Below are 26009 nucleotides of genomic sequence, written 5' to 3'. Positions count from 1 at the left end.
ATATAACGACATGGTAAAAATGAGCAAGGCTGCACTATCTGTAGCTGTAGGGATGGTATTGCCTTTTACGATTCAGGCACAGGGTGTCGCAGATGACATGAACAGCCTGCACAGCGTATTGGAACAATTGTATGATGAGATGATGCCTTTATGCAGTAATCTGTTGGGAGTTGGACAGGGAATCGCTGGCTTTGCTACCATCTGGTATATTGCCTCCAGAGTTTGGAGACATATAGTGAGTGCGGAACCCATAGACTTTTATCCGCTTTTCCGCCCATTTGTCATTGGGTTTTGTATCATGATTTTTCCTTCGGTTTTGGATATGATTAATGGGGTTATGAAACCAACGGTAACAGCTACAGCGGCAATGGTTGAAGGATCAAACAAAGCAATTGAGTTACTGCTTAAAGAAAAAGAAGATGCGCTCAAGAATACTGATCCCTGGAAAATGTATGTTGGCACAGATGGAAGCGGTGATCGGGATAAATGGTACAGATACACACATGGTAATGCTGATCCCAATGCCGAAGGAATACTTGAAGGGATTGGAAATGACATCAAATTTGCCATGTCCAAAGAAGCATACAATTTTCGAAATTCAGTGAAGGAATGGATGAGTGAAGTACTGCAGGTACTTTTCGAAGCCGCTTCACTTTGTATCGATACGCTTCGAACTTTTCAATTGGTAGTACTTTCTGTTTTAGGACCACTGGTTTTTGGGATTGCCGTTTTCGATGGTTTTCAACATACGCTTACCGTATGGCTGGCACGCTACATTAATATCTATTTATGGCTTCCAGTGGCCAATATATTTGGTAGTATCATTGGAAAGATTCAGGAGAACATGCTAAAAATTGACATAGCTCAGGCTCACCATTATGGAGATACTTTTTTCAGCAGTAAGGATATAGCGTATCTGGTGTTCATGATTATCGGTATCGTTGGTTATTTTACTGTTCCTTCAGTTGCTAATTATATTGTTCATGCCGGTGGCGGTGGAGCTTTGGGTCAAAAAGTGACCAGTATTTTTAGCAACTCCACAAATTCGGCTATTAATACTGCATCAGCGGGCGCAGGTATGGCAACGGATGCAATGGGCAATGCTGCAGGGCGCATGGTTCAAAGCATGTCAGGATCCAGTAGTTCTTCTCCTTACTTTAAAGATAAGGAGAGTTACATGGGCGATAAATTAAAAGGCAATTCTTAATCCCTAAATAAAAGTATCATGTTTAGCAAAATGAAAAATGTTGACACTGCCTTTCGCCATGTTCGCGGTTTTACCATGTTGATAATAGGTGGATGCATAGTAATCTGCTGCTTTACTCTTTATAAGAGTTTCAGTTTGGTGTCGAAGATGCAGGATAAGGTCTATATACTGGCCAATGGAAAAGCACTCGAAGCGTATGCTTCTGACCGAAAAGATAATATACCCGTTGAAGCAAGGGATCATGTAAAAGTCTTTCATAAATTATTCTTTACCCTTGATCCAGACGATAAGGTAATCAAAAGCAATGTTACCAAGGCACTTTACCTTGCTGATGAAAGTGCAAAACGGATCTATTATGATTTAAAGGAAAACGGGTATTACTCGGGTATTATTTCAGGAAACATTAGCCAGACATTACATGTGGATAGTGTAACAGTTAACATTAACGAGTATCCATACCGTTTCCGATGTTATGCTACGCAAAATATTATCAGGACAACCAGTATTGCGTATCGGAGTCTAATCACAGAGGGTAATCTTCGCAATGTGTCCAGAAGTGATAACAACCCGCATGGTTTTTTGATCGAAAGATGGAATACCATTGAGAATCGGGATCTACGTAATGAAAACAGAAAATAATAAAACTGCTGATTATGAAATTCATCTTTAAAAGAAACAACGGGAACAACAAAAATAGCTCCGCTGAAGGGTATGATTTCAGGTGGAATCTATTGAAAAGATTTGATGAAGCGAATCTTCGTTTGCAATATAAGTGTGCCAATTGGCTAGAAAGAAAAACGGCACATTTATCGCGTAAAAGTTGGATGGTGATTTTGTTCTGTTTTACAATTTTTACAGGAAGCTATAGCATTTACCTGATTGTGAATAGCTTTTCAGCGAATACAACTAAAAGTATCATTGTAACTCCGATTAGCAAACCGACTAATGCGGTATCATTTGAGAATGAAACCATACAACAAAATGCGACAATCAGTAAAATTGAATTTGAAAGAATTGCCCGTTTTCGGGAGTATTTGGATAGTCTGGGTCGAAGTCCAACAGGAGGAAAACTACACGACAGCATTTTGAAGTACCGACTGGGGTTTTTGGACAGTCTTATCATAGTTGAAGACCATTATCACTCACAATTTAAAAAATAATATCATGGAACAAAAAACAAAATCATTAAAAATACTTAGACAACGTAAGATGCTATTAGTATTACCGCTATTGGTCTTGCCCTTTATTACCACTATGTTTTGGGCATTTGGGGGAGGAAAAAAAGAGATTAAAGAAACGAACCTAATCGAAAAGGAGGGTTTCAATGCACAGCTTCCTGATTCAAAATTTAAGGAAGATGCTACATGGGACAAAATGCATTACTATGAACAGGCAGCTCTTGACTCGGCAAAACTGGATGAACTCATCAAAAAGGATCCTAATTATTTGAGTCAATCTTTTCAGATAGATTCTACAAAGCATAATAGTGATGCTACAATTAGTAAAGGTGCTACTGGTTTAAATACATCGGTGTATCGTGATCCGAACGAAGAAAAAGTGCGTCAAAAACTAGAAGCATTGCAAAAAGTAATAAACGCGCCAACAGCTCCTGTTGTAGAAAATCAGAATTATAATAAATATTCAGAATCAAATCAGACAGCAATGCATTCCAATGACGTTGAGAAATTGGAACAAATGATGCAATCCATGAACGGTCAAAATGGCAATCAGGATCCTGAACTAAAACAACTCAGCGGGATGCTCGAAAATATTCTTGATATTCAGCATCCAGCCAGAGTACAGGAGAAATTGAAAAAGGCATCAGAGGCTGAACGTGGACAGGTATTTGTAATAACGACTAAAACTCAAGAAGACAATATTTCTTCCTTGCAAAATACACCTACAAACACTACTGTTTCTCTCGGACAATCCAAATATAATGGTTTCTATTCCTGGGATCAATCTGCCAATACTGAGTATCTACAAAATGCCATAGAAGCTATTGTTCATGAAACGCAGACTATTGTAAATGGTTCAACCGTTAAACTGCGACTTACCAATGAAATTTTTATCAATGGCATTAAAATTCCAAAGGATAATTTCTTGTTTGGTACAGCTTCCTTAAAAGGAGAAAGACTGGTAATTACGATAAACAGTTTGAGATACAACAACTCTTTGTTTGCTGTTGATTTATCTGTATATGATATGGATGGACTCAGTGGAATCTATATTCCAGGGGCAATCAACCGTGATGTCGCCAAAGAATCGGCAGATCGTTCTATGCAAACTCTGGGAGTTGCAACTCTCGATGATTCATGGGGCGCTCAGGCAACTGGAGCTGGGATTGAGGCTGCCAAAAGCCTTCTTAGTAAAAAAGTAAAGCTTGTCAAGGTAATTGTTAAGGCTGGTTATCAGGTACTGCTTCTGGACGAAAAGCAGAAACAAAAAGATTCCAATTAAAAACTAAAAATTATTAACTATGAAAAACTTTAATCTATTGGTGATGGGGTATTTATTACTTATTGCCACCAGTGTATCTGCACAACAAGCATCTAAAAATCACTTATTCAAAATAGAGCCAGATTCCTTAAGGATAGCGTACTCAAAAACGACCAATATTGTATTTCCTTTTGCCATTAAAAGTGTTGACAGGGGAAGTCAGGATATACTGGTACAGAAAGCGAAAGGACTCGAAAATATACTGATGATTAAGGCTGCCCAAAAAGGATTTTTCGAAACCAACCTTACGGTAGTCACTGCCGATGGTAAACTATATTCTTTTGTACTAAACTACGATGAGAGTTGCCCACAGTTGAATCTCGCTCTAAATAAGACAAAACCAGAGGGACAGGAAATTTATTTTTCTTCTGAAAGTGGAAACGAAGAGAATATTCAGAAGTATTCCAAATTGGCTTTTTACGACAAGAAAAAGTTAAGGGGCGAAAAGGAAATTAAGTATGACATTCATTTTCAACTCAGTGGAATTTTCATCCGCGATGATGTGATGTACTACAGAATTAATGTAACGAATAATTCTAAAATCAATTATGATGTTGACCAACTGCGTTTTTTTATTCGGGACAATAAAAAAGTAAAACGAACTGCTTCACAGGAAATCGAGATTATACCTGTGTATATTTTAAACAATGCAGCTGCAATTGAGGGAGAATCCGAAAACACGTTCGTGTTTGCCCTTCCAAAATTTACAATTCCGGAGCAAAAATACCTTGCTATACAGTTAATGGAAAAGAATGGAGGCAGGCATGTAGAACTGCATGTAAAAAACAAAAAACTGGTACAGGTCACTGTACTGCCTAAACTATAAATTATTAATCATTTAAAATAAATAGTCATGAACGAGAAAAATTTTGAATACTTGCGCGATCAGGTTAAGTACACTGGTTTCGGTGAAGGGCTTGAGGGAGAATTGAAGGAAAAAATGCAACAGGAAACTCCTAGTTTCACTTTGACCCATAATGCTCAGTATGGTAACGACAATGCGGTAGCTACATTAAACTTTAAAAAATCAACCCAGAGTGATATGTATTTTTTTAATTCCTACGAAGTGAACCTGCAAAAAGAGCAAGCTAAAGAATCTATGGAGCAAACTTTTTATGTTAATAAAGGAGGTATTACGATGAAGGAGGCTTATAATCTAATGGATGGTAGAGCGGTTTATAAAGATCTGACCAATAAAGAAGAACAGATTTACAAGGCTTGGGTGCAGCTGGATTTTAAAGAAGCTGATACAAATGGAAATTTTAAGTTAAATCATTACCATGAGAATTATGGCTATGATTTAGAAACTGCATTATCCAAACATCCCATTAAGGAATTGCAAAATCCTGAATATAAAAAGGATCTTATGGATTCGCTGAAAAAAGGGAATCTGCAATCTGCCACTTTTATAAAGGATGGCAATGAGAATAAGCAATATATAGAAGCAAATCCTCAATTCAAAACGATTAATGTATATGATGACAATAAGCAGCGAATTGATAATCGAAAGTCTAAAGAAGAAAAGCAGTCTGAAGGAGAAAGTAAGTCTACTAAACAGGATAACAAAAAACAAAGTCAGAGTGCTGACGATGATGGTCCTGATATACCCAAGGAAGCTAAGAAAAGAAGGAAAAGCCAGTCTAATTCCATGTAACAGAAAGGGTTATAAATAAGATTTGAGATATGAATGAGCAACTTCCCGTTAACAGAATTGAGATGGAATTGAGCCAATGGCACTCTAGGGAAGAGCGTTTTAGTAAATTGTTCTCTTTCAGTCTTTCTAACAATAGGTCACTTCTTAAAGAAAAGCTACATCATTACGAGCGTATTGCAACAAAGTATAAAGACTCACAGAATTTGGATGAACGATTTGCTTTACGGATGCTAAAGCAGGAAAGGAACAGAATACTGAAACAACTTTATCCGAACTTAGTAGTACGTCTTGTTCGGAGGGTTTTGGTTGCGCCATTAATAGAGCAAATTGCAGTCCGACAGGATCTAAAGGAAGTGGAACAGAATAGTCAATCGCTGCACGATCAAGTGCAGCGCATTGGTTTTTCAGATTTGTCCGCTAGAATAGACCAACAAATCAGAAAAGGTCAAGAGCAGTTTACTATCCCAATTTCTTATTACATCAGCGAAAAAGAACGACTCGATCACGAACTTTCTTTTGTCAAAGATCCGACAGGACACTATCAATTTGAAGGTTATAAAACCGCTTTGCAAAACGAATTAAAGCCCGAAGAAAGTAGGTGTCACTATTTTAAAATGCGGGAAGGTCATACAGTTGACACAACACAGGCTTATAATCTATTAGCAGGACGCTCGGTTCAAAACGAAGGAGCTTGGATACAACTTGACCTTAACGACAAGGATCCGAATGGGAATTATCGTATAAAGGAATTCCATTCCGGATATGGTTATGATCTTGAAAAAGCAGTACAACAATTACCATTAAAGGTACTATCATATAAAATCGAGGCAGATAAATTGCTGGATGCCTTAAAACTAGGGAGTCGTCAGTCCGTAATCTTGATGAGAAACGGAAATGAACATCGCTTTTATATCGAAGCCAATCCTCAGTTTAAAACGGTGAACATTTATGATGAACATTCAAGAAAGGTAACACTTGCAACTGTATTGGGTAATAAAACAAGGGAAACGATAAAACAGATGCAGAAAAACAATGAGCATCAGGAAGAGAATCGATCAAAACGTAATGGTATGCGCATAAGCTAATACACAAGGAAATAATGGAAACACTAAAACCTCTGTCCGATTTCTTTAAGGCTATAGAAAAAGATTGTCGTATAAGTATTACTCATATTGGTATATATGCTGCATTATTGCAATTCAGATTGGATAGTGGCTTTGTTAATCCTATTCAAGCATACAGATATGAAATTATGAAGATAGCCAAAATAACGGGACCTGTAACCTATCATAAATGCATGCGTGAACTAAACGAGTATGGCTATATTAATTATGTGCCAAAACGTAATAGAAATCAGAGGAGCACAATTTATTTCCCTATATGAGTAATTGAAGTAATCATAGTAAAATTAGTAAAGCCCGTTATCGGGCTTTTGCTGTCAATAGAGGGAGGTACATGATGAGAGATGAAGAGATTGATAGAATAACACCACACAAAGCTATGGAATTATTAAGTAAGGATGGTATTGATGTAGATGCTGAGCAAGCAAAAATCATTGTAGATTTCCTCTACGAAATGGCTGAAATAGTGGTAAATACATATTTAGATAAACATAAAAGACGTAAATTTACCCTCTCACAAGAGGCATGTGAATAAGTTTAATCAATTTCAAAATCATGAAAATTGCAGATTTATATATCAGAGTAAGTACCGAAGAACAGGCAGATAAAGGATATTCCCAGCGTGACCAAGAAGAACGTCTGCGTAAATACTGTGAGTCAAATGCACTCAAAGTACGCAAAGTTGTAATAGAAGATCATTCAGCTAAAACATTTAACCGTCCAGCTTGGAAAAAATTACTGGTAGAGCTTCGTGCACATAGAGGACATTCCGATTTAATCCTCTTTACAAAATGGGACAGGTTCAGCAGAAATGCAGGTGATTCTTACCAAATGATCAGTACACTGCGTAATTTAGGAGTAGAACCTCAGGCAGTTGAGCAACCATTAGATCTTTCAATTCCTGAAAATAAAATGATGCTTGCTTTTTACCTTGCCGCACCTGAAGTAGAAAATGACCGTCGTGCATTAAATGTATTTAATGGAATGCGTAGAGCAAAAAAAGAAGGTCGTGTAATGGGTCGTCCACCTTTAGGATACATCAATAGAATTACTGAGACAGGAAAAAAGTTTATTGCAATTAAAGAAGACCAAGCAATAATTATGCGCTGGGTGTTTGAAGAACTTGCTAAAGGACAAATAAATACACAACAAATATGGAAAGAAGCAAAAAAGAAAGGTCTTAATTCCACACGAAGCTGTTTTTGGGTTGCACTCAGAAATCCTATTTATATGGGAAAGGTTTTCGTTGCAAAATATAATGATGAAGAATGTCATTTAGTCCAAGGACAGCATGAACCATTGATAACAGAAGCATTATTTTATGACGTACAGGATGTAATAGATGGACGTAAAAAAATAAAAAGAACTACGGTAACAGTAGATCCTGCATTGCCACTCCGAGGTTATTTAATATGTCCTGAATGTGGAAAAATACTCACTGGCAGCGCATCTAAAGGACGATACAAGTACTACCATTATTATCATTGCACCATGGGATGCCCATTTCGAGAGAAAGCCCCTGTAGTAAATGACCTATTTATAGAGGAGATTAGAAGATATGTAAGACCATTACCGTTTCTAGAGCTCTACAAACAGACAATCACTTCTGTATTTAAAAGTAAAACAAATTATAGTAGAAGCGATATAGATCTTCTAAAAAAACAACTAGAAGAAACAAATCAAAGATTAACGCGGGCGAGAGATTTGTTAATATCCGGAGATTTGGACGCTGATGATTATAGAAAAATTAAAATAGAGACTGCAGATAAAATAAATCGCCTTGAAGCTCAACTAACAAGTCAAAGCAGTACCATTTTTAATGTCGATCCTCTTTTAAACAAAGCCCTAGGCAATATTTCACAGCTTGACAAACTCTATGAAGAAGCATCAACAGAAGGAAAAAGGAAGATAATTGGTTCGATGTTCCCCGAAAAACTCACTTTTGAAAAAAATGAAGTTCGAACCACTAAAATTAACGAAGCACTCCGACTTATGTTATTGTTTTACAAGCAATTAGACAATAAAAAAAAAGGACAAAATCAGCAAAAAACTGATTTGTCCTCTTATGTGAACGCAGAAGGATTCGAACCTTCGACCGCCTGCTTAGAAGGCAGGTGCTCTATCCAGCTGAGCTATGCGTCCATTATTTCAATTTGTCGGGGTGGCAGGATTCGAACCTGCGGCCTCCTGCTCCCAAAGCAGGCGCGATAACCGGGCTACGCTACACCCCGAAAACAATTTATCAATTCATTGGCGAAAATACAATAGAGTATTGAACTTGCTATAATTCTTAATCACAAATAAATTGCGGAGAGACAGGGACTCGAACCCTGGCGACGGTTACCCGTCGACAGATTAGCAATCTGCTCCATTACCGCTCTGGCACCTCTCCAAAAACTCAGGAAACGTGTCCTGTTTTGCGGTTGCAAACTTAAGACATGTTTACGTTTCTCACAACTATTTTTGTACTTTTTTTTAATATTTTTTAGTGTTTTATTAAAATGACTTCACAATCAAATATATAGCACGGAATAAAAAAACACAAATATAGCAATTAGTTCTAATCTAAATATGCTTAGTAATAATACCGCATTTATTGTTTCAATTACTGCATAGCCCCAGCAAATAACATTCTGAATAAACACAACCTCTATTTAACAAATTATTTAAAATCATATACAAAAAGACAAAATCATTAAATATATCTTATTTTAATACAGTTAAAAATTTTAATATTACAAAAAAGATTTAAATTTGCTATACAAATCAATATCGTAATAAAACATGAACAAAAAAGTTGTTATCGTTTCTGCAGTTAGAACTCCTATCGGCAGTTTTATGGGAGGATTATCTACAGTAACTGCACCGCAATTAGGAGCAGTGGCCATTAAAGGAGCACTAGACAAAATAAAATTAGATCCCGCCTTAGTTGACGAAGTTTTCATGGGTAATGTGATACAAGCAGGTATAGGTCAGGCACCCGCACGACAAGCATCTATCTATGCTGGTCTTTCGACAGAAACTGCTTGCACCACCGTAAATAAAGTATGTGCCTCTGGAATGAAAGCAATCATGCTGGGAACTCAAGCCATACAATGTGGTGATGCCGAAATTGTTGTAGCTGGAGGCATGGAAAACATGAGTCTGATACCTCATTATATGAATTTAAGGAGTGGCACTAAATTTGGACCAAGCACAATGATCGATGGTTTACAAAAAGACGGACTGACAGATGCTTACGACAACAATGCAATGGGTGTTGCTGCTGACCTTTGTGCAAGCGAATATAAAATCACAAGAGATGAACAAGATAAATTTGCTATACAATCATATGAACGCTCAGCCAGAGCATGGAATGAAGGTAAATTTGAAAATGAAGTTGTTCCAGTAGCAGTTCCACAAAGAAAAGGAGACCCCGTTCTTGTTTATAAAGATGAAGAATACACAAATGTTTCATTGGAAAAAATTCCTCTATTAAACGCAGTATTCACGAAAGACGGTACGGTTACAGCCGCTAACGCCTCTACAATTAATGATGGCGCCGCTGCTATTATATTGATGAGTGAAGAAAGAGCAATTGCACTAGGAATAAAGCCATTAGCATACATTAAAGGCTATGCCGATGCTGCTCAAGAACCAAAATGGTTCACAACAAGTCCGGCAAAGGCTATACCAAAAGCTCTGGCAAAAGCTGGATTGGCACTAAACGAAATTGATTATTTCGAATTTAACGAAGCTTTTTCAGTAGTTGGGTTAGCCAATTCAAAAATATTAGGATTAGATAATAAAAAAGTAAACATTAATGGAGGTGCCGTTTCATTAGGACATCCACTTGGCTGTTCAGGAACACGTATTATTGTGACCCTTTTAAATGTATTGGAACAAAACAATGCTAAATACGGTGCTGCTGCCATTTGTAACGGTGGCGGAGGCGCTTCAGCTTTAATTATAGAAAGAATACTTAATTAGTTTCCTTTTAAATTAAAAGAAAATAATTAAACAATACGAATTGAAAATCACTATTTTTACGGTCATTTTCGATTCGTATTTTATTTTTTAATCTAATTTATATAAATGTTTGGAATTTGTAATTTAGCCATGATTCCACTTCGTGCTGAAGCTAGTGATAAAAGCGAAATTGTTTCCCAAGTGCTGTTTGGCGAACATTTTGAAGTTCTGGAACAGCATAAGCAATGGTCTCATATTAAAACACAATATGATCAATATGAAGGCTGGATAGACACCAAACAGTTTCAGCCAATAACAGAATCTAACTATTCCCAGCTTTCAACTGATGCAATAATCCTGAATGCAGATCTTCTGGAATACATTATAGCTCCATCGAATTTACTAATTCCGATTCCGCTTGGCGCATCATTGTCTTTTTTAAATTATCCCGAAATAAATATTGATTCCTTTGAATTTGAAGGAGCGAAAATCAGTGGAATTAAGCCCAAAAACAATATACTTGCTTCAGCCTTTATGTATTTGAATGCACCATATCTATGGGGAGGAAAAACACCTTTTGGCATTGATTGTTCGGGATTTACACAAATGGTTTATAAACTAAATGGGTATAAATTACTTAGAGATGCATCACAGCAGGCAACTCAAGGAGAACCACTGAGTTTTATTGAAGAAAGCGAAGCAGGTGATTTAGCTTTTTTTGATAACGATGAAGGCAACATCATTCATGTAGGAATCATAATGGAGAACAATTACATTATTCATGCCAGTGGCAAAGTACGAATTGACCGTTTAGACCACCTAGGCATTTATAATGCTGAAAGCAATAAACACACTCATAAACTGAGAGTAATCAAGAAAATAATTTAAAATATTGAAATAAAAAAAGCTAGAAAAATTTTTCTAGCTTTTTTTTATGTTACATAGATGCTTTTAATGCATTGTACTCATTGGTCATATCAAGAGATCGATACACTCCCATTAAAGATTTTATAACATCCTGATTTTTAGGATCAATATCTAAGGCTTTTTTAAGATAAGGTATTGCGCTTTTTACCAAATTATCTTTTTTGATTTTTAATTCATCATACTGCTGCATTTCTTTTGGAGTATTGCCAAGTGCAGACATTTGATCAACTAATGTTTTTTTCGACTCTAATTTAACATAAGCCAGGTTAATGTAAGCGTCAATATATTTCGGATCTAGCTCTACAACTTTATTATAGCAGATTTCAGCTTTTTCAAAGTCATTTTTCTCTAAATAAATATATGCTAGATTTTTATTAATCTCAAATCGTTTTGAAGAGGAAAATTCATCTCTAGGTTTTTCATAAAGCCCCACTTGAATTCCAGAATCCCTGGCACCTGCTGAAACAAAACTATCTTCTTCTTTGGTCTTTTTGTTTGTTGCGTAATATATAATCCTCTTTCCAGAGTAATTAATTCTTTTTAGCTCCTCGTAGTACTTAATGGCTGAATCATAATCTTTTGCCACCATAGAAGCAGAAGCAGCGTTGAATAAATTTAAAGTATCTCTTTTATCAAACAAATAAACTTTATAGCTTTTCTCTGCACTTTCTTTGAATTTATTAGCCTTATAATCATCAACAGCACCGTTAACAAGCTTAGACTTCATTTCTTTTAAAGCAGTGTTTGCCTGCAATGTGAATCTATATTTACCTGCCTCGTTTTCAGCTTTAATCAATTCCTGGTATGCTTCAGAAGCTAATGAGAAATTATTAGCTGCATCGACACCTTTCGTAGCCATGTCTTTCAGAACATTACCTTTCAAATAATAAAAATCGGATTTATCTTCATCAGTTGCATTTACAATCATATACTCTGTTTTTTTCAGGATTCCCAATGCGTCTTGAGATTTACCGCTCGAAAAAACAGCTTGAGCTTCTTTTATTTGTGCCTTTTGGGCATTTACACCAACATTTATCAATAACACTATTGATAGTATTACAAATTTTCTTTTCATGAGGTTAAATTTAGATATTAAACAGATTTTTATAGGGTTTTGTTTTTTTTTTCAAGGATATTGAAATGCAATAGATATATGTCGCCTAGCTAATGAAAAACTAAGTGATTTTTTTAATATACAATTCAAAAAATAGTTAATCGCAGTGATTAATCGTTGCAGCGTAATGTTATATCATTTTTACATTTTTTTGGTTATACAATATCAAAATTTTCTTCTTTTTAAAAAAAGCACATTTTTTTAACAATAATTAATTTACACCGTTTTTTTTATTGCACTTTTTTTATAAAATACATTAATATGCATCTAAAATAAAATTAAAATTTGATAACACAAATAATTTTGAAACAATTTTTTAATTAATTATAACGATTTCGTAAACCCGCCAATGTTTATCACTTCATTAGCAAAATTGTTTTATTTTTAAGACATATCATATACTAATAAATTAGAAAAAACCTAAAGCCAAAACATAAAAAATCCTGCTCTGAATACTACAGGCAGGATTCTTATATCAGGATTTTAAAAAAACTACATTTTAGCTTTCAAAGCTTTATATTCGGCAGTCATTTCTAATGCACTATATACATTTAATAATGTTTTAGCAACATCTTCGTTTTTTGGGTCTAGATCTACAGCTTTCTGCAAGTATGGAATTGTACTTTTAAACAAATCTTCTCTTTTCTTTTTAAGAGCATTGTATTTTTTCATGTCATCAGCCGATGTTCCAAGTTTATTCATTGCATCAATAATAACCTTTTCATCTTCTAACTTCATTGCTGCCATATTTATATAAGCATTTGTATAATCAGGTTTTTTCTCAATAACTGTTTTATAAAATTTCTCAGCTTCCACATGATTTTTAGCTTGAGCACTTATAACACCTAAATTGAAAATCAAATCTACATCATCTGGATTTTTCTCCAATGCCTCGGAAATTAATTTTTTATAGGTATCCATATCTTTAGATTCAAGATATAAATTAGCTTCTGTCAAAATTAAAGAGGTGTCTTCTGGATTTGTTTTTCTCGCATCGGAAACAGCTTTTTTAGCTTCATCTAATTTTCCTTGCTGTACATAAATCAAAGCAACATTTTTATAAATCTCTCCTCTTTTAGAAGGAACGTTTTCGGTTCTTGGCTTTTCATGAGTTCCCATTTTGACCAATCTGTCTCTGTCAGCTGCAGTCTTAAAAAAATCTTCTTGTCCGCTCACTTTATTAACAGCATAATAATAAGTTGCTTTTCCGGAATAATTCAATACTTTTAATTCTTCATATAACTTAAGAGCCTTATCATAATCTTTGGCATTAACATAAGTTGAAGCAGCATAATAAAGATTTATAGTGTCTTTTTTCTCTAACAAATAAGCCTGGTAAAGTTTTTCAGCTCCAGCAGCATCTTTGTTTACTTTTGTATCATCAATTGCAGCATTTACTAACTTTCCTTTAATTTCAGCAATTGAATTAGCGGCTTGTGTTGAATATTTTGATTTACCTGAAGCTTTTTCAGCAGCAATTAATTCCTGATAAGCTTTTGCTGCTAAAATTAAATTTTTATCAAGTTCAACATTTTTATTGGACAGATCCAAATAGGCATTTCCTTTTACAAACAAAAACTGCGCTTTTTCGGCATCAGGTGCATTTGCTGTTAAATATTCTGCACTTGTCAAAATTGATATTGCCTCATTAGAATTCCCGGATTTAAGTGCTTTTTCAGCAGCTTTTATTTCATTTTTTTGAGCAAAACTCGCAACTGATAAAAATAACGCTGACGCAATTATTACATATCTACTTTTCATATTAAATTTATTTTATATTTTACTTTTTTATTACGCTTAAAAAAAAATTAAGCTTCATCGTCTGAATCATCATCAGCAGCATCGTCTTCTTCAGCTTCATCATCAGAATCGTCGTCATCATCGTCATCATCATCTGCAGCACCTTCATCTTCAAGAACTTCAAGAACAGGTTTTACTCTTTCTATAGCTTCAGTCTCGATAACGTTTCCATCTTCATCAACAACCACTTCTTCAGCATCATCTTTCATTACTTTTGTAACGGCTGCAATTGAATCTTTTCCTTTCAGATTAATCAATTTAACCCCTTGAGTTGCACGTCCCATAACACGTAAATCTTCGATAGCCATCCTGATAGTTAAGCCCGATTTATTAATAATCATCAAATCATCAGCGTCTGTTACTGCATTTATTGAAATAAGCTTACCTGTTTTTTCAGTAATATTAAGGGTCTTAACTCCTTTTCCTCCACGGTTTGTTATTCTGTAAACATCTTCGCCGTCTTCATCAACTAGTTTAGTTCGCTTGCCGTATCCGTTTTCGGTAACAACTAAAATCTGCGAATCATTTATATCTTCTTTAGCAACAGTAACCATTCCAATTACTTCATCGGTATCATCTTTTAATGAAATTCCGCGCACTCCTGAAGCTGTTCTTCCCATCGGACGTGTTTTGGTTTCTTCAAAACGAACTAATTTCCCGGATTTAACAGCCAAAATAATCTGGCTCTCACCATTAGTTAATTTTGCTTCCAGCAATTCGTCACCTTCCTTAATAGTTATAGCTGCAACACCGTTTACTCTCGGTTTAGAATATTTCTCTAAAGATGTTTTCTTAACCTGGCCTTGTTTAGTTACCATTACAAGGTTATGACTATTGATATAATCTTTGTCTTTTAAGTCTTGTGTACAGATAAACGCTTTTACTTTATCATCGCTTTCTATATTTACCAAGTTTTGGATCGCTCTTCCTTTGGCTGTTTTGCTTCCTTCTGGAATTTCATAAACACGCATCCAGAAACATTTTCCTTTTTGAGTAAAGAACATCATGTACTGATGATTTGTTGCCACGTACATATGCTCTAAGAAATCCTGATCTCTTGTACCTGCGCTTTTTTGTCCAACCCCTCCTCTATTCTGAGTTTTGTATTCAGACAGATTTGTACGTTTAATATATCCTGCATGAGAAATAGTAATTACCACATTTTCATCAGCAATTAAATCTTCGATGCTTACATCTCCTCCGGAGTATTCTATCTGCGAACGTCGCTCATCACCATATTTATCGCGAATTTCCGTAAGCTCTTCCTTGATTAATTCAGTTCTTAAATTCACATCGGCCAATAAGGCTTTCAAATGCTCAATCAATTTCATCAGCTCTTCAAACTCAGCTCTTAATTTATCCTGTTCAAGACCAGTTAATTGACGCAGACGCATTTCAACAATAGCACGAGCCTGAATATCTGACAGATTAAATCTTTCAATCAATTTATCACGGGCTTCCTCAGTATTTTTGGATCCTCTTATTAACGCAATAACTTCATCAATATTATCTGACGCAATAATTAAACCCTCTAATATATGGGCTCTTTCTTCAGCTTTACGCAATTCAAACTGTGTTCTGCGAACTACAACATCATGACGGTGTTCAATAAAATAATGAATCATATCTTTCAGATTCAGCATTTGTGGACGGCCATTTACCAATGCAATATTATTAACACTGAAAGAAGATTGTAATTGTGTGTATTTGTATAAGGTATTCAAAACCACATTTGGTGTAGCATCACGTTTAAGAATATAAACAATACGCATACCAGTCCTGTCTGATTCATCACGGATATTAGCAATGCCATCTATTTTTTTCTCATTCACCAAATCAGCCGTACGCTTAATCATATCGGCTTTATTCACTTGATATGGAATTTCGGTAACAATGATTGATTCTCTTCCATCTACTTCTTCAAAACCGACTTTGGCACGCATTACAATACGTCCACGACCTGTTTTAAAAGCTTCACGAACTCCTTCATAACCATATATAACCCCTCCTGTTGGAAAATCTGGAGCCTTGATATGGTTCATCAAGTCATCAATTTCAATATCGTTATTATCAAGATACGCTAATGTACCATTGATTACTTCAGTCAAATTATGAGGAGGCATGTTTGTAGCCATACCTACAGCAATCCCTGTTGCACCGTTAACTAATAAGGTAGGAACTCTGGTTGGCATTACTTTTGGCTCATATAAAGTGTCGTCAAAGTTCAATTGAAAATCAACTGTTTCTTTTTCGATATCAGCCATAATTTCTTCCGAAATCTTTTTCATTCTAGCCTCGGTATAACGCATTGCTGCTGGGCTATCACCATCGACAGATCCAAAGTTACCTTGTCCATCAACCAATAAATAACGCATACTCCATTCCTGAGCCATACGCACCATAGCATCATAAACTGAGGCATCTCCATGAGGGTGATACTTTCCTAAAACTTCCCCGACTATTCTTGCAGATTTTTTGTGGGCAGATCTTGAAGTTACTCCTAAATCATACATTCCATAAAGTACTCTTCGATGCACTGGTTTCAAACCGTCTCTTACATCAGGAAGTGCTCTTGAGACAATTACTGACATCGAATAATCGATGTAAGCTGATTTCATTTCATCTTCAATGTTAATTGGAATTAACTTTTCTCCGTCAGACATAAATATATTCTTAAATTAAAATTATTTTGTGTTAAAAAATCCCGCTAATATAAGCTTTCTCAATATTTTTTCAGTCATAAAGTAAACATAAATTTATCCGATTTATTAACAAATTTTTATTGTGATTTAGTTAATAAAATAAGTTACTTTTAAGGCTGTGTTCTTCATTTTTTTTGTCAATTAGCATTAATAGATTTATCAGGTATGATTTTTGCTTTTAAACTTCATGTTTATTAAATTTACATAAACAACAATCAATATTATGGATGATAATTTTTCACCTAGAGTAAAAGACGTTATTACTTATAGCAAAGAAGAGGCTTTACGTCTTGGACATGACTTTATAGGTACTGAACATTTGATGCTTGGCATTCTGAGGGATGGTAATGGTAAAGCTATTCACATCCTGAACAACCTGTCAGTTGATCTTGATCATTTGAGGAGAAAGGTTGAAATCCTAAGCCCCGCGAGCCCTAGCGTTGATGTGAGTGTAGAAAAGAAAAATTTACATCTGACCCGTCAAGCTGAACGAGCTTTGAAAACTACTTTTCTTGAAGCAAAAGTTTTTCAGAGTTCCTCTATTAGCACAGCCCATCTGCTGCTGTGTATCTTAAGAAATGAAAATGATCCAACAACCAAGTTATTGAATAAGCTTAAAATAGATTATGATATAGCTAAAGAACAATACATCAATATGACTCCAAACGAAGAAGAATTTTTAGAAAACTTGCCAAAAAACGAATCATATAATGATGATTCAGGACAAGATGACAGTCTCAAAGAAGGAAGTTTCAATAATCCAGCCAATAAATCTAATAAAAAATCAAAAACTCCAGTTCTTGATAACTTTGGAAGAGATTTAACTGAAATGGCAGAAGAAGGAAAGCTAGACCCTGTTGTTGGACGAGAAAAAGAAATAGAACGTGTATCTCAGATTTTGAGCCGCCGCAAAAAAAACAACCCGTTATTAATAGGTGAACCCGGTGTAGGCAAGTCAGCTATTGCAGAAGGATTGGCTTTGCGTATTATTCAAAAGAAAGTTTCGCGAATATTATTCAACAAACGTGTAGTAACTCTCGATTTAGCCAGCCTGGTTGCCGGTACTAAATATAGAGGACAGTTTGAAGAACGCATGAAAGCGGTTATGAATGAATTGGAAAAAAATGACGACATCATTCTTTTCATAGACGAAATTCATACTATTGTTGGTGCTGGAGGTGCTACTGGCTCTCTTGATGCTTCAAATATGTTCAAGCCGGCATTATCAAGAGGAGAAATCCAATGTATTGGAGCTACAACTCTAGACGAATACAGACAATACATTGAAAAAGACGGCGCGCTTGAAAGACGTTTCCAAAAAGTAATTGTAGAACCGACATCTGTTGAGGAAACCATTGCGATTTTGAATAATATCAAAAACAAATATGAAGATCATCATAATGTAATTTACACTGACGAAGCTATCGAAGCCTGTGTTAAACTAACCAATAGATACATGTCTGAACGTTTCTTGCCAGACAAAGCTATTGACGCATTGGATGAAGCCGGATCCCGAGTACACATCACCAATATTGATGTTCCTAAGCAGATATTAGATTTAGAACGCCAATTGGAAGAAGTACGCGAATTGAAAAATCTGGTTGTCAAAAAACAAAAATATGAAGAGGCTGCTAAACTTCGTGACGATGAGAAAAAAATTGAGAAGGATTTAGCCATAGCACAGGAACAATGGGAAGAAGACTCTAAAAACAATCGAATTGTTGTTACCGAAGATAATGTTGCTGACGTTGTATCAATGATGACCGGCATTCCAGTAAACAGAATTGCACAGACTGAAAGCAATAAACTGGCTAAATTGCCTGAGCTGATTCAAGACAAAGTAATAGGACAAAATGACGCTGTTTTAAAAATTGCGCGTTCTATTCAAAGAAACCGTGCCGGATTAAAAGATCCTAACAAACCAATTGGTTCTTTTATTTTCTTAGGACAGACAGGTGTTGGTAAGACACAGTTAGCCAAAGTTCTTGCCAAAGAATTATTCGATTCTGAAGATGCATTAGTCCGCATTGATATGAGTGAATACATGGAGAAATTTGCAATTTCAAGATTAGTTGGAGCACCTCCAGGATACGTAGGATACGAAGAAGGCGGACAATTGACTGAAAAAGTGAGAAGAAAACCATATTGCGTTGTATTGCTTGACGAAATTGAAAAAGCGCATCCAGATGTTTTCAATATGATGCTTCAGGTGCTTGACGATGGTTTTTTAACTGACAGTTTAGGACGTAAAATTGATTTTAAGAACACAATCATTATTATGACTTCGAATGTTGGAGCTCGTCAATTGAAAGACTTTGGACAAGGTGTTGGATTTGGCACTGCAGCCAAAATTGCTCAAGCTGATGATAACTCTAAAAGCATTATCGAAAATGCATTGAAGAAAACTTTTGCTCCTGAATTTTTGAACAGAATTGATGATGTAATTGTATTTAATTCTTTAGAAAAAGAAGATATCAATTTAATTATCGAGATTGAATTGAGAAAATTATACAGCCGTATCAATGAATTAGGATATCAATTAAAACTGTCTGACAAAGCCAAAGCATTTATTGCAGATAAAGGATTTGACAAACAATTTGGAGCGAGACCTTTAAAAAGAGCCATTCAGAAGTATATTGAAGACGCTCTTGCAGAAGAAATTATCACTTCAAAAATTACTTCGGGTGACGAAATATTCATGGATATTGAAGATGGTTCTCAAGAGTTAACAATAAAAGTTCACAAAGCAGAAGAACCTACTAATCAATAATTTAAATAAAAAACATCCATAACAAACCCGTTACGTTTTAATAACATAACGGGTTTATTCTTTATAGGATAATTTCGTATTTTTTGAAAACAAATATTTACATTTGATAATACATATAAAAACAACCAAAATTAATTTATGGTACAAAATAAAGTCATCCTGGGTAGCGAAGAATGGTGTTCATTTCCAGAATTAGGAATTCCTACAATAAAAGCAAGAGTAGATTCTGGTGCCAAAACATCTGCTTTACATGCCATAAATATTGCTCCATTTATAAAAAACAATGCCAATTGGGTAAAATTTGACATCAACCCTATTCAAAATAATATCAAAACAGTTATTCACTGTGAAGCCCCTTTGGTTGGCAAACGTATCGTAAAAAGCTCCAGCGGCTTTAGAGAACACCGTTATGTTATTCAAACCAGCATAGCTATTGGCGAGTCGAAATGGCCAATTGAAATGACATTGACCAATAGAGATTCAATGGGATTTCGAATGCTTTTGGGAAGGGAAGCCATGAGCGGGAGAATCCTTGTTGATCCAGAACAAAAATACCTGCTAGGACAGCCCACTGCCGAAAGCTTAAAAGAATTATATATAAACTCAGAAAAAGCCAGTTCGGGCTTACGCATTGGCCTTTTGGCCAGTAATCCCGAATTATACAGTAACAAAAGAATCATAGAAGCCGGCGAAATGAGAGGACATGAAATGCACTTCTTGAATATCAAAGAATGCTACATGAAACTGGATGCCAAAACTCCCGAAATTCATTACCGCGGCGGAAAAATTTTAAATCAGTTTGACGCCATTATCCCAAGGATTCGTCCGAGTATCACTTTTTACGGCTGTGCTTTAACGCGTCAATTTGAGGCCTTAAAAGTGTTTTGTTTAAATTCATCAACAGCAATTACGCAATCAAGAGATAAACTGTTTTCTTTACAGTTATTACTGAATCACGGTGTTGATATTCCAACAACAGGATTTGCTAATTCTCCTTTGGACACCGATAATTTAATAAAAATGGTTGGCGGACCGCCACTTATTGTTAAATTGCTGGAAGGAACTCAGGGAAAAGGTGTCGTATTGGCAGAAACCAAAAAAGCAGCCGAAAGTGTTATCAATGCATTCAAAAGTCTTAATGCAAATATCTTGGTTCAGGAGTTCATTAAAGAAGCCAACGGCAAAGATATCCGCTGTTTTGTGATTGACGGCAAAGTGGTTGCTGCAATCCAAAGAGAAGCTATGCCTGGAGAATTTAGAGCCAATATTCACTTAGGAGGAACCGCATCTGTAATCAAAGTTACCGCAGAGGAAAAAAAGATCGCTATAAAAGCAGCAAAAGCTATGGATTTAAAAGTAGCCGGCGTAGATATTATTCGTTCTTCTAAAGGGCCATTATTACTGGAAGTAAACTCTTCACCGGGGCTAGAAGGAATCGAAGGCGCAACCAACAAAGATATTGCCGGAGAAATGATCAAAGCAATTGAGAAGAACTTTAAGATAAAGTAGCTTTAAGCTTTAGGCGGTAAGCATTAAGCAAACTTCGAGCGTGAATTCAATCACGAAATACAACTTATAATCCAGTTCAACAATAGCCTATAGCATATTGCTTATAACTTAAAGCAGCAATAAAAAATAATGAATCCATATTTAGATATCACCATCCGCAGTGCAGCCGTATATTTATTTATGGTTATTGCACTGCGTCTTTTTGGTAAAAAAGAATTATCGCAGCTTAACACCTCTGATGTGATTTTGATTCTGCTGATAAGTAATTCGGTTCAAAATGCAATGGTAGGCGACAACACGACGCTCTGGGGAGGTATAGCCGCAGCTACAATTCTGTTTGTGATTAATTTTATATTGATGAAATTAATTTACCGCTATAAAAAATTTGGTGATCTCTTTCTCGAAAAACCAGAGATTTTAATTCATAACGGAACTTTAGATTTTAAAAACTTAAGTAAATTAAATATTACTTCGGATGAACTGAAAGAAGCGATGAGAGAGCATGGAGTCGAATATTTTAAGGATGTGAAACTTGCCATGCTTGAAATAGATGGAAATATAAGCATCATAACTGGCGATAAAAACTTAAAGCAGACTCATTACAAACGAAGAAAAAATCACAAAAATCTAGTTCGAGGCAATTAGGACTCTACCCAATGTCATTAAGTTAAGTTTTTTTACTAATGTTTATCTAAATATGATTCTCGCAAAGACGCTAAGACGCAAAGAAATCCGATCATAACTTTGCGTCTTAGCGCCTTTGCGAGAGTGAATTAAAACTTAACTTAATAACATTGAGACTCCACCCGAAAACTACACTTTTTTTCTTTTAAAAGTTCTTTAAATAAATTCATTTTGGGGATGTTGAAACAAAATACTAAATTTCTAATCTAGCCCCGATCGAAGTGAAAATCCTTGCGAGCCGGGGTTCGGCTCACAAGATTGCAGCGAAGAGCGGGACAATTATTTCTATAATTCGAAAATTTCTGCTCCTAAAAATTTCCTTACCTCATTTTACAGCACAAAAAAACCATTCGGATTGAATGGTTTTTTATATATTATTATTGTGATTAAATAAATATTCTGAGAATCCAATATACTAATGAAGCCAGCAATGCAGAAACCGGAATTGTAAGGACCCAAGCCCAAAGCAGACTTACGGTTACACCCCAGCGTACTGCCGAGATACGTTTTGTTAAACCTACTCCAATAATCGATCCTGTAATAGTATGCGTTGTACTTACGGGTACTTTAAAATGCTCTGTAAAATAAAGCGTCAAAGCTCCTGCTGTTTCGGCAGCCACACCTTCAAAAGAAGTTACTTTGGTAATTTTAGAACCCATAGTTTTTACAATTTTCCAGCCACCGCTTAAAGTTCCAACTGCAATTGCAGTATAACAAGCCAATGGAATCCATTCTGGCATTGCTCCCTTTATTCCTTTATCATCGTCTGGAAGAACAACCTGCAGCCAGTCTGGAAGATTCATAATATCGACACCGCTTGTTTTAATGTAAACCGCTACAGCGGCAGCAATAATTCCCATTACTTTTTGAGAATCATTTCCTCCGTGACCTAAACTAAATGCTGCTGAAGAAAGCAGCTGCATTTTTTTCAGGACTGCATCGGCTTTATGTAAATTCAAACTGCTAAACAGCAAAGCAAATGTAGAAATTGAAAGTATTATAAAAGCTACCAAAAACCATTTAATATTATGCGATTCGAATACAATACTCCAGAAATGAGACTCAAAACGAGGTTTTTCAATTTTCTCAAAAGGAACCATCTGTCCATATACAAACCATATTGACACTATCATCAATGCAATTGTAAAAAGTTTAGGCAGAATACTTTTTCTTGAGGCATTTAATAACCAAATAGAAATTAAGTATGAAATTAATGCTCCCAATAAAGGTGCGAGAACGATAAACGCAATGATAATCACAACTCCGGAAGGCATACCGCCGTCTTTCCCTGCTTTATACCAGCTTACAATATCATACCAGTGTTTAGTATGCTGTACTCCGTCTTCCAGGATTGTATAGTCTGAAAATCCGTGAATTGTGATTGCATGAGCAATCGCGGCTCCAGCAAAACCGCCAATTAAAGTATGTGAAGAACTGGAAGGAATTCCCTGCCACCAGGTAATTAAGTTCCAAATAATAGCTGCAATAACACCTGCAAGAATTACTGTTAAATCAATTTGGCTTGCATCGGCAGTTTTTGCAACGGTATTGGCAACACCTAAACCAAAAACCCAATAGGCCAAAAAGTTAAAAAAAGCCGCCCAAAGCACCGCCTGAAAAGGAGATAAAACCTTGGTTGCAACAACAGTAGCAATAGCATTGGCAGCATCATGGAAACCATTGATGTAATCAAAAATTAATGCTAGAACTATAATAAGTAATAGTAAAGTCATATCAATATCTTCAGAATGAATAGATTAAATTAAGAATGTTTTACTGTAATAGATTCTAACACACTGGCAACACTCTTACATTTATCAGTAGCAGATTCTAAAACTGACAATACTTCTTTATATTTAATAATATTTTTGGCATCTGTTTCGTTTTCAAAAATTTCAAAAACAGCTTTATTATAGACCATATCCGATTTATTTTCCAGCTTATTGATTTTTGCACAAGCGTTGGTAATCGTTTTCATGTGGCTCAGGTTTTTCAGTTCTTTTACCGCTACATCGATATTTTGACAGGCCTCCAGATTGATTTCTGTCATCTTACGGATTGATTTCGTGATTTTATCTACCTGATACAAACGCATTCTTGAAGCTGCTCCATGAAGATAATCCGCTACGTAATCTATTGAAGTAACCAGAGAGTGAATATCTTCCCTGTCAAAAGGAGTAATAAAGTTTCTGCTCAATTCTAAATTAGTCTGACGGGTAATATCTTCGCCTTTTTGCTCTAATTCATCTATTTTATGAAATAAAGCCTCTCTTTCTTTCAAAGGAAGATTTACAGCTTCGTGCAGATTTGAAGCTAATTCAATTAAATTACTTGATGCTTCTTCAAAAAGAGGGAAGAATTTTTTGTCCTTTGGAACCAGAAATTGAAAAATACTATTTAATGACATTTGTTTAATTTTTATGTAGTGCAAAATTACTTCATTATTTAAAGCCAATGTTAAGCCAATGTTAACAAATCATCTTCGATTTGGAAACTGTTTAAGAAGCCCACTGTTTGCTCGATATCATAATGTAAAATTCTGTCTTCCTTAACCAAAGGCACTTCATTTCTGTAGGATTTTAAAAACATTTCAATAAAATCACTTGACTTTAAAGGTCTTCTATACTCAATTGCCTGCGAAGCATTCATCAGTTCAATCGCTAAAATGCGTTCCAGATTCTCCATTACCTTTAAGCATTTTACTGCACCATTCGCTCCCATACTCACATGATCTTCCTGTCCGTTACTGGAAACAATACTGTCAACACTCGAAGGTGTTGCCAGCTGTTTATTCTGGCTTGCAATACTGGCAGCGGTATACTGAGGAATCATAAATCCAGAGTTCAACCCTGGATTATCTACCAAGAAAGCAGGAAGATTACGCAATCCGGAAATCAGCTGATAGGTTCTGCGCTCCGAAATACTTCCTAATTCTGCCAAAGCTATTGCCATAAAATCCAGTGCCAGAGCCAAAGGCTGTCCGTGAAAATTCCCGCCGGAAATAATCTGGTCGCTTTCGATAAATATATTAGGATTATCCGTTACCGAATTGATTTCGGTTTTGAATACTTTTTTTACATAATCAAATGCATCTTTGGAAGCACCGTGTACCTGCGGAATACAGCGGAACGAATACGGATCCTGAACATGCGTTTTTGGCTGTTCGATGATTTCGCTGCCATCTAGAAACTCTTTTACTCTTTTGGCAGTAGCAATCTGTCCGTTATGAGGTCTTATATAATGTATCAGCTCATTAAAAGGCTCAATTCTGCCGTCAAAACCTTCCAGTGATATTGTTCCGATTAAATCTGCTAAAAACGAAAACTTATCTGCTTTCATTACAATATAAGCACCGTAAGCACTCATAAACTGCGTTCCGTTTAACAACGCCAGACCTTCTTTGGATTTTAAAACGATCGGTTTCCACTCAAAACGTTTTAACACTTCTGCCGAATTTACTTTTTTGCCTTCAAACCAGACTTCCCCTTCTCCTAATAAAGGCAGTGACAAATGAGCCAAAGGAGCCAAATCTCCTGATGCTCCAAGTGACCCTTGAGTATAAATTACAGGCAGAATATCATTATTGTAAAAATCAACCAATCGCTGTACCGTTTCCAATTGTATGCCCGAATGTCCGTAACTCAACGATTGAATTTTAAGAAGCAGCATTATTTTCACAATCTCATTCGGTACTTCATCACCAGTTCCGCAGGAATGCGATTTCACAAGGTTTTCCTGGAGTTTTGACAAATTCTCGCTTGAAATTTTTACATTACAAAGCGAGCCAAAACCAGTATTGATTCCGTAAATAGGTTCCGAATGCGAGGCCATTTTAGCATCAAGGTATTTTCTGCACTTTAGAATATTCGTTTTTGCATTCTCAGAAAGCGCAATGGATTTATGATGCGAAATAATCTCCTGCAGGGTTTCAAAAGAAAGCAATTCGGTACTTATATAATGTGTATTCTCCATTTCTATTTGTTTTAAGTGTTCAAAATTCCACAAAACCTTATTAAAAAACAATATTTTATAACAATAATTTAAAACTGTGACTAAATAAAGTTCCGAACCAAT

20 protein-coding genes, 3 tRNA genes and 1 pseudogene are annotated in these 26009 nt (G+C 35.7%); 15 read left to right on the top strand and 9 right to left on the bottom strand.

All coding sequences use genetic code 11. The annotated features are described in order from the left end of the window. Positions 1–10 precede the first annotated feature (10 nt). From traJ to ABEG11_RS19090, 10 genes and pseudogenes are all read left to right on the top strand, one after another. A complete protein-coding gene (gene traJ / locus ABEG11_RS06370) occupies positions 11–1207 on the top strand; it encodes a conjugative transposon protein TraJ (protein ID WP_435302831.1) in 1197 nt (398 codons plus the stop codon). A gap of 18 nt (positions 1208–1225) precedes the next feature. Beyond that, a complete protein-coding gene (gene traK / locus ABEG11_RS06365) occupies positions 1226–1846 on the top strand; it encodes a conjugative transposon protein TraK (protein ID WP_348823348.1) in 621 nt (206 codons plus the stop codon). Between the two features lie 14 nt (positions 1847–1860). Next, a complete protein-coding gene (locus tag ABEG11_RS06360) occupies positions 1861–2367 on the top strand; it encodes a hypothetical protein (RefSeq protein WP_348823347.1) in 507 nt (168 codons plus the stop codon). A 4-nt stretch (positions 2368–2371) separates the two neighbouring features. Beyond that, positions 2372–3667: a conjugative transposon protein TraM gene (traM, locus tag ABEG11_RS06355; protein WP_348823346.1), complete on the top strand. Its 1296-nt coding sequence runs from the start codon at positions 2372–2374 to the stop codon at positions 3665–3667. A gap of 19 nt (positions 3668–3686) precedes the next feature. After that, the gene (gene traN, locus ABEG11_RS06350) at positions 3687–4532 is read left to right on the top strand and encodes a conjugative transposon protein TraN (RefSeq protein WP_348823345.1); all 846 of its coding nucleotides are present in this window, start codon (positions 3687–3689) and stop codon (positions 4530–4532) included. A gap of 27 nt (positions 4533–4559) precedes the next feature. After that, positions 4560–5360 (top strand): hypothetical protein, encoded by an 801-nt coding sequence (locus ABEG11_RS06345; protein WP_348823344.1) that lies wholly within the window; start codon positions 4560–4562, stop codon positions 5358–5360. A 29-nt stretch (positions 5361–5389) separates the two neighbouring features. Then, positions 5390–6445 (top strand): hypothetical protein, encoded by a 1056-nt coding sequence (locus ABEG11_RS06340; protein ID WP_348823343.1) that lies wholly within the window; start codon positions 5390–5392, stop codon positions 6443–6445. A gap of 14 nt (positions 6446–6459) precedes the next feature. Next, positions 6460–6744: a hypothetical protein gene (locus ABEG11_RS06335; RefSeq protein WP_348823342.1), complete on the top strand. Its 285-nt coding sequence runs from the start codon at positions 6460–6462 to the stop codon at positions 6742–6744. A 71-nt stretch (positions 6745–6815) separates the two neighbouring features. Then, positions 6816–7016 carry a hypothetical protein gene (locus tag ABEG11_RS06330; protein ID WP_348823341.1) on the top strand — a complete coding sequence of 67 codons (201 nt, stop codon included), beginning with the start codon at positions 6816–6818 and terminating at the stop codon, positions 7014–7016. Positions 7017–7036: 20 nt separating this feature from the next. Beyond that, positions 7037–7963 (top strand): annotated as a pseudogene (locus ABEG11_RS19090) (recombinase family protein); the annotation flags it as partial. Between the two features lie 586 nt (positions 7964–8549). Here ABEG11_RS19090 and ABEG11_RS06325 read toward each other — a convergent pair. From ABEG11_RS06325 to ABEG11_RS06315, 3 genes are all read right to left on the bottom strand, one after another. Continuing rightward, positions 8550–8623: transfer RNA gene (locus ABEG11_RS06325), tRNA-Arg, on the bottom strand. A gap of 14 nt (positions 8624–8637) precedes the next feature. Next, positions 8638–8712: transfer RNA gene (locus ABEG11_RS06320), tRNA-Pro, on the bottom strand. 77 nt (positions 8713–8789) lie between these two features. Beyond that, positions 8790–8873, bottom strand: a tRNA-Ser gene (locus ABEG11_RS06315). Positions 8874–9265: 392 nt separating this feature from the next. Here ABEG11_RS06315 and ABEG11_RS06310 point away from each other — a divergent pair. Next, entirely contained in the window at positions 9266–10450 is a 1185-nt protein-coding gene (locus ABEG11_RS06310; protein WP_348823340.1) for an acetyl-CoA C-acyltransferase, read from the top strand. Between the two features lie 105 nt (positions 10451–10555). Further along, positions 10556–11317 (top strand): C40 family peptidase, encoded by a 762-nt coding sequence (locus ABEG11_RS06305; protein WP_348823339.1) that lies wholly within the window; start codon positions 10556–10558, stop codon positions 11315–11317. Positions 11318–11366: 49 nt separating this feature from the next. On the opposite strand, the gene ABEG11_RS06300 is transcribed toward ABEG11_RS06305, so the two are convergent. The 3 genes from ABEG11_RS06300 to gyrA all read right to left on the bottom strand — a co-directional run bounded on the left by ABEG11_RS06300 (position 11367) and on the right by gyrA (position 16933). Next, positions 11367–12431, bottom strand: a complete 1065-nt coding sequence (locus ABEG11_RS06300; protein ID WP_348823338.1) for a tetratricopeptide repeat protein — start codon at positions 12429–12431, stop codon at positions 11367–11369. Between the two features lie 531 nt (positions 12432–12962). Next, positions 12963–14231 (bottom strand): tetratricopeptide repeat protein, encoded by a 1269-nt coding sequence (locus ABEG11_RS06295; RefSeq protein ID WP_348823337.1) that lies wholly within the window; start codon positions 14229–14231, stop codon positions 12963–12965. Positions 14232–14278: 47 nt separating this feature from the next. Next, positions 14279–16933, bottom strand: a complete 2655-nt coding sequence (gene gyrA / locus ABEG11_RS06290) for a DNA gyrase subunit A (RefSeq protein ID WP_348823336.1) — start codon at positions 16931–16933, stop codon at positions 14279–14281. 262 nt (positions 16934–17195) lie between these two features. Between gyrA and ABEG11_RS06285 the strand changes: the two genes are divergently transcribed. From ABEG11_RS06285 to ABEG11_RS06275, 3 genes are all read left to right on the top strand, one after another. Continuing rightward, complete coding sequence (locus ABEG11_RS06285; RefSeq protein ID WP_348823335.1) at positions 17196–19742, top strand: ATP-dependent Clp protease ATP-binding subunit; 2547 nt, start codon at positions 17196–17198, stop codon at positions 19740–19742. Positions 19743–19880: 138 nt separating this feature from the next. Further along, a complete protein-coding gene (gene rimK, locus ABEG11_RS06280; RefSeq protein ID WP_348823334.1) occupies positions 19881–21251 on the top strand; it encodes a 30S ribosomal protein S6--L-glutamate ligase in 1371 nt (456 codons plus the stop codon). Between the two features lie 129 nt (positions 21252–21380). Beyond that, positions 21381–21896, top strand: a complete 516-nt coding sequence (locus ABEG11_RS06275) for a DUF421 domain-containing protein (RefSeq protein ID WP_348823333.1) — start codon at positions 21381–21383, stop codon at positions 21894–21896. A 425-nt stretch (positions 21897–22321) separates the two neighbouring features. On the opposite strand, the gene ABEG11_RS06270 is transcribed toward ABEG11_RS06275, so the two are convergent. From ABEG11_RS06270 to hutH, 3 genes are read right to left on the bottom strand one after another with little or no spacing between them, the layout of a single operon-like run. Beyond that, positions 22322–23668: an inorganic phosphate transporter gene (locus ABEG11_RS06270; RefSeq protein WP_348823332.1), complete on the bottom strand. Its 1347-nt coding sequence runs from the start codon at positions 23666–23668 to the stop codon at positions 22322–22324. Positions 23669–23697: 29 nt separating this feature from the next. Then, positions 23698–24342 carry a DUF47 domain-containing protein gene (locus ABEG11_RS06265; RefSeq protein ID WP_348823331.1) on the bottom strand — a complete coding sequence of 215 codons (645 nt, stop codon included), beginning with the start codon at positions 24340–24342 and terminating at the stop codon, positions 23698–23700. 50 nt (positions 24343–24392) lie between these two features. After that, positions 24393–25907 carry a histidine ammonia-lyase gene (hutH, locus tag ABEG11_RS06260; RefSeq protein ID WP_348823330.1) on the bottom strand — a complete coding sequence of 505 codons (1515 nt, stop codon included), beginning with the start codon at positions 25905–25907 and terminating at the stop codon, positions 24393–24395. Positions 25908–26009: the final 102 nt, after the last annotated feature.

It is taken from the genome of Flavobacterium aestuarii (assembly GCF_040049115.1).
Taxonomy (GTDB): domain Bacteria; phylum Bacteroidota; class Bacteroidia; order Flavobacteriales; family Flavobacteriaceae; genus Flavobacterium; species Flavobacterium aestuarii.
Note: the sequence above shows the minus strand (reverse complement) of the source record. Positions and strands in the feature narration are given on the sequence as shown.

What these genes read in the sequence shown, in the direction of transcription:
- ABEG11_RS06265 (WP_348823331.1), bottom strand. Translation starts at nt 24,342, where the DNA reads ATGTCATTAAATAGTATTTTTCAATTTCTGGTTCCAAAGGACAAAAAA.
- ABEG11_RS06275 (WP_348823333.1), top strand. Translation starts at nt 21,381, where the DNA reads ATGAATCCATATTTAGATATCACCATCCGCAGTGCAGCCGTATATTTA.
- ABEG11_RS06305 (WP_348823339.1), top strand. Translation starts at nt 10,556, where the DNA reads ATGTTTGGAATTTGTAATTTAGCCATGATTCCACTTCGTGCTGAAGCT.
- ABEG11_RS06345 (WP_348823344.1), top strand. Translation starts at nt 4,560, where the DNA reads ATGAACGAGAAAAATTTTGAATACTTGCGCGATCAGGTTAAGTACACT.
- traK (WP_348823348.1), top strand. Translation starts at nt 1,226, where the DNA reads ATGTTTAGCAAAATGAAAAATGTTGACACTGCCTTTCGCCATGTTCGC.
- ABEG11_RS06335 (WP_348823342.1), top strand. Translation starts at nt 6,460, where the DNA reads ATGGAAACACTAAAACCTCTGTCCGATTTCTTTAAGGCTATAGAAAAA.
- ABEG11_RS06295 (WP_348823337.1), bottom strand. Translation starts at nt 14,231, where the DNA reads ATGAAAAGTAGATATGTAATAATTGCGTCAGCGTTATTTTTATCAGTT.
- traJ (WP_435302831.1), top strand. Translation starts at nt 11, where the DNA reads ATGGTAAAAATGAGCAAGGCTGCACTATCTGTAGCTGTAGGGATGGTA.
- ABEG11_RS06300 (WP_348823338.1), bottom strand. Translation starts at nt 12,431, where the DNA reads ATGAAAAGAAAATTTGTAATACTATCAATAGTGTTATTGATAAATGTT.
- ABEG11_RS06270 (WP_348823332.1), bottom strand. Translation starts at nt 23,668, where the DNA reads ATGACTTTACTATTACTTATTATAGTTCTAGCATTAATTTTTGATTAC.
- ABEG11_RS06330 (WP_348823341.1), top strand. Translation starts at nt 6,816, where the DNA reads ATGATGAGAGATGAAGAGATTGATAGAATAACACCACACAAAGCTATG.
- ABEG11_RS06340 (WP_348823343.1), top strand. Translation starts at nt 5,390, where the DNA reads ATGAATGAGCAACTTCCCGTTAACAGAATTGAGATGGAATTGAGCCAA.
- ABEG11_RS06310 (WP_348823340.1), top strand. Translation starts at nt 9,266, where the DNA reads ATGAACAAAAAAGTTGTTATCGTTTCTGCAGTTAGAACTCCTATCGGC.
- rimK (WP_348823334.1), top strand. Translation starts at nt 19,881, where the DNA reads ATGGTACAAAATAAAGTCATCCTGGGTAGCGAAGAATGGTGTTCATTT.
- ABEG11_RS06360 (WP_348823347.1), top strand. Translation starts at nt 1,861, where the DNA reads ATGAAATTCATCTTTAAAAGAAACAACGGGAACAACAAAAATAGCTCC.
- ABEG11_RS06285 (WP_348823335.1), top strand. Translation starts at nt 17,196, where the DNA reads ATGGATGATAATTTTTCACCTAGAGTAAAAGACGTTATTACTTATAGC.
- traN (WP_348823345.1), top strand. Translation starts at nt 3,687, where the DNA reads ATGAAAAACTTTAATCTATTGGTGATGGGGTATTTATTACTTATTGCC.
- gyrA (WP_348823336.1), bottom strand. Translation starts at nt 16,933, where the DNA reads ATGTCTGACGGAGAAAAGTTAATTCCAATTAACATTGAAGATGAAATG.
- hutH (WP_348823330.1), bottom strand. Translation starts at nt 25,907, where the DNA reads ATGGAGAATACACATTATATAAGTACCGAATTGCTTTCTTTTGAAACC.
- traM (WP_348823346.1), top strand. Translation starts at nt 2,372, where the DNA reads ATGGAACAAAAAACAAAATCATTAAAAATACTTAGACAACGTAAGATG.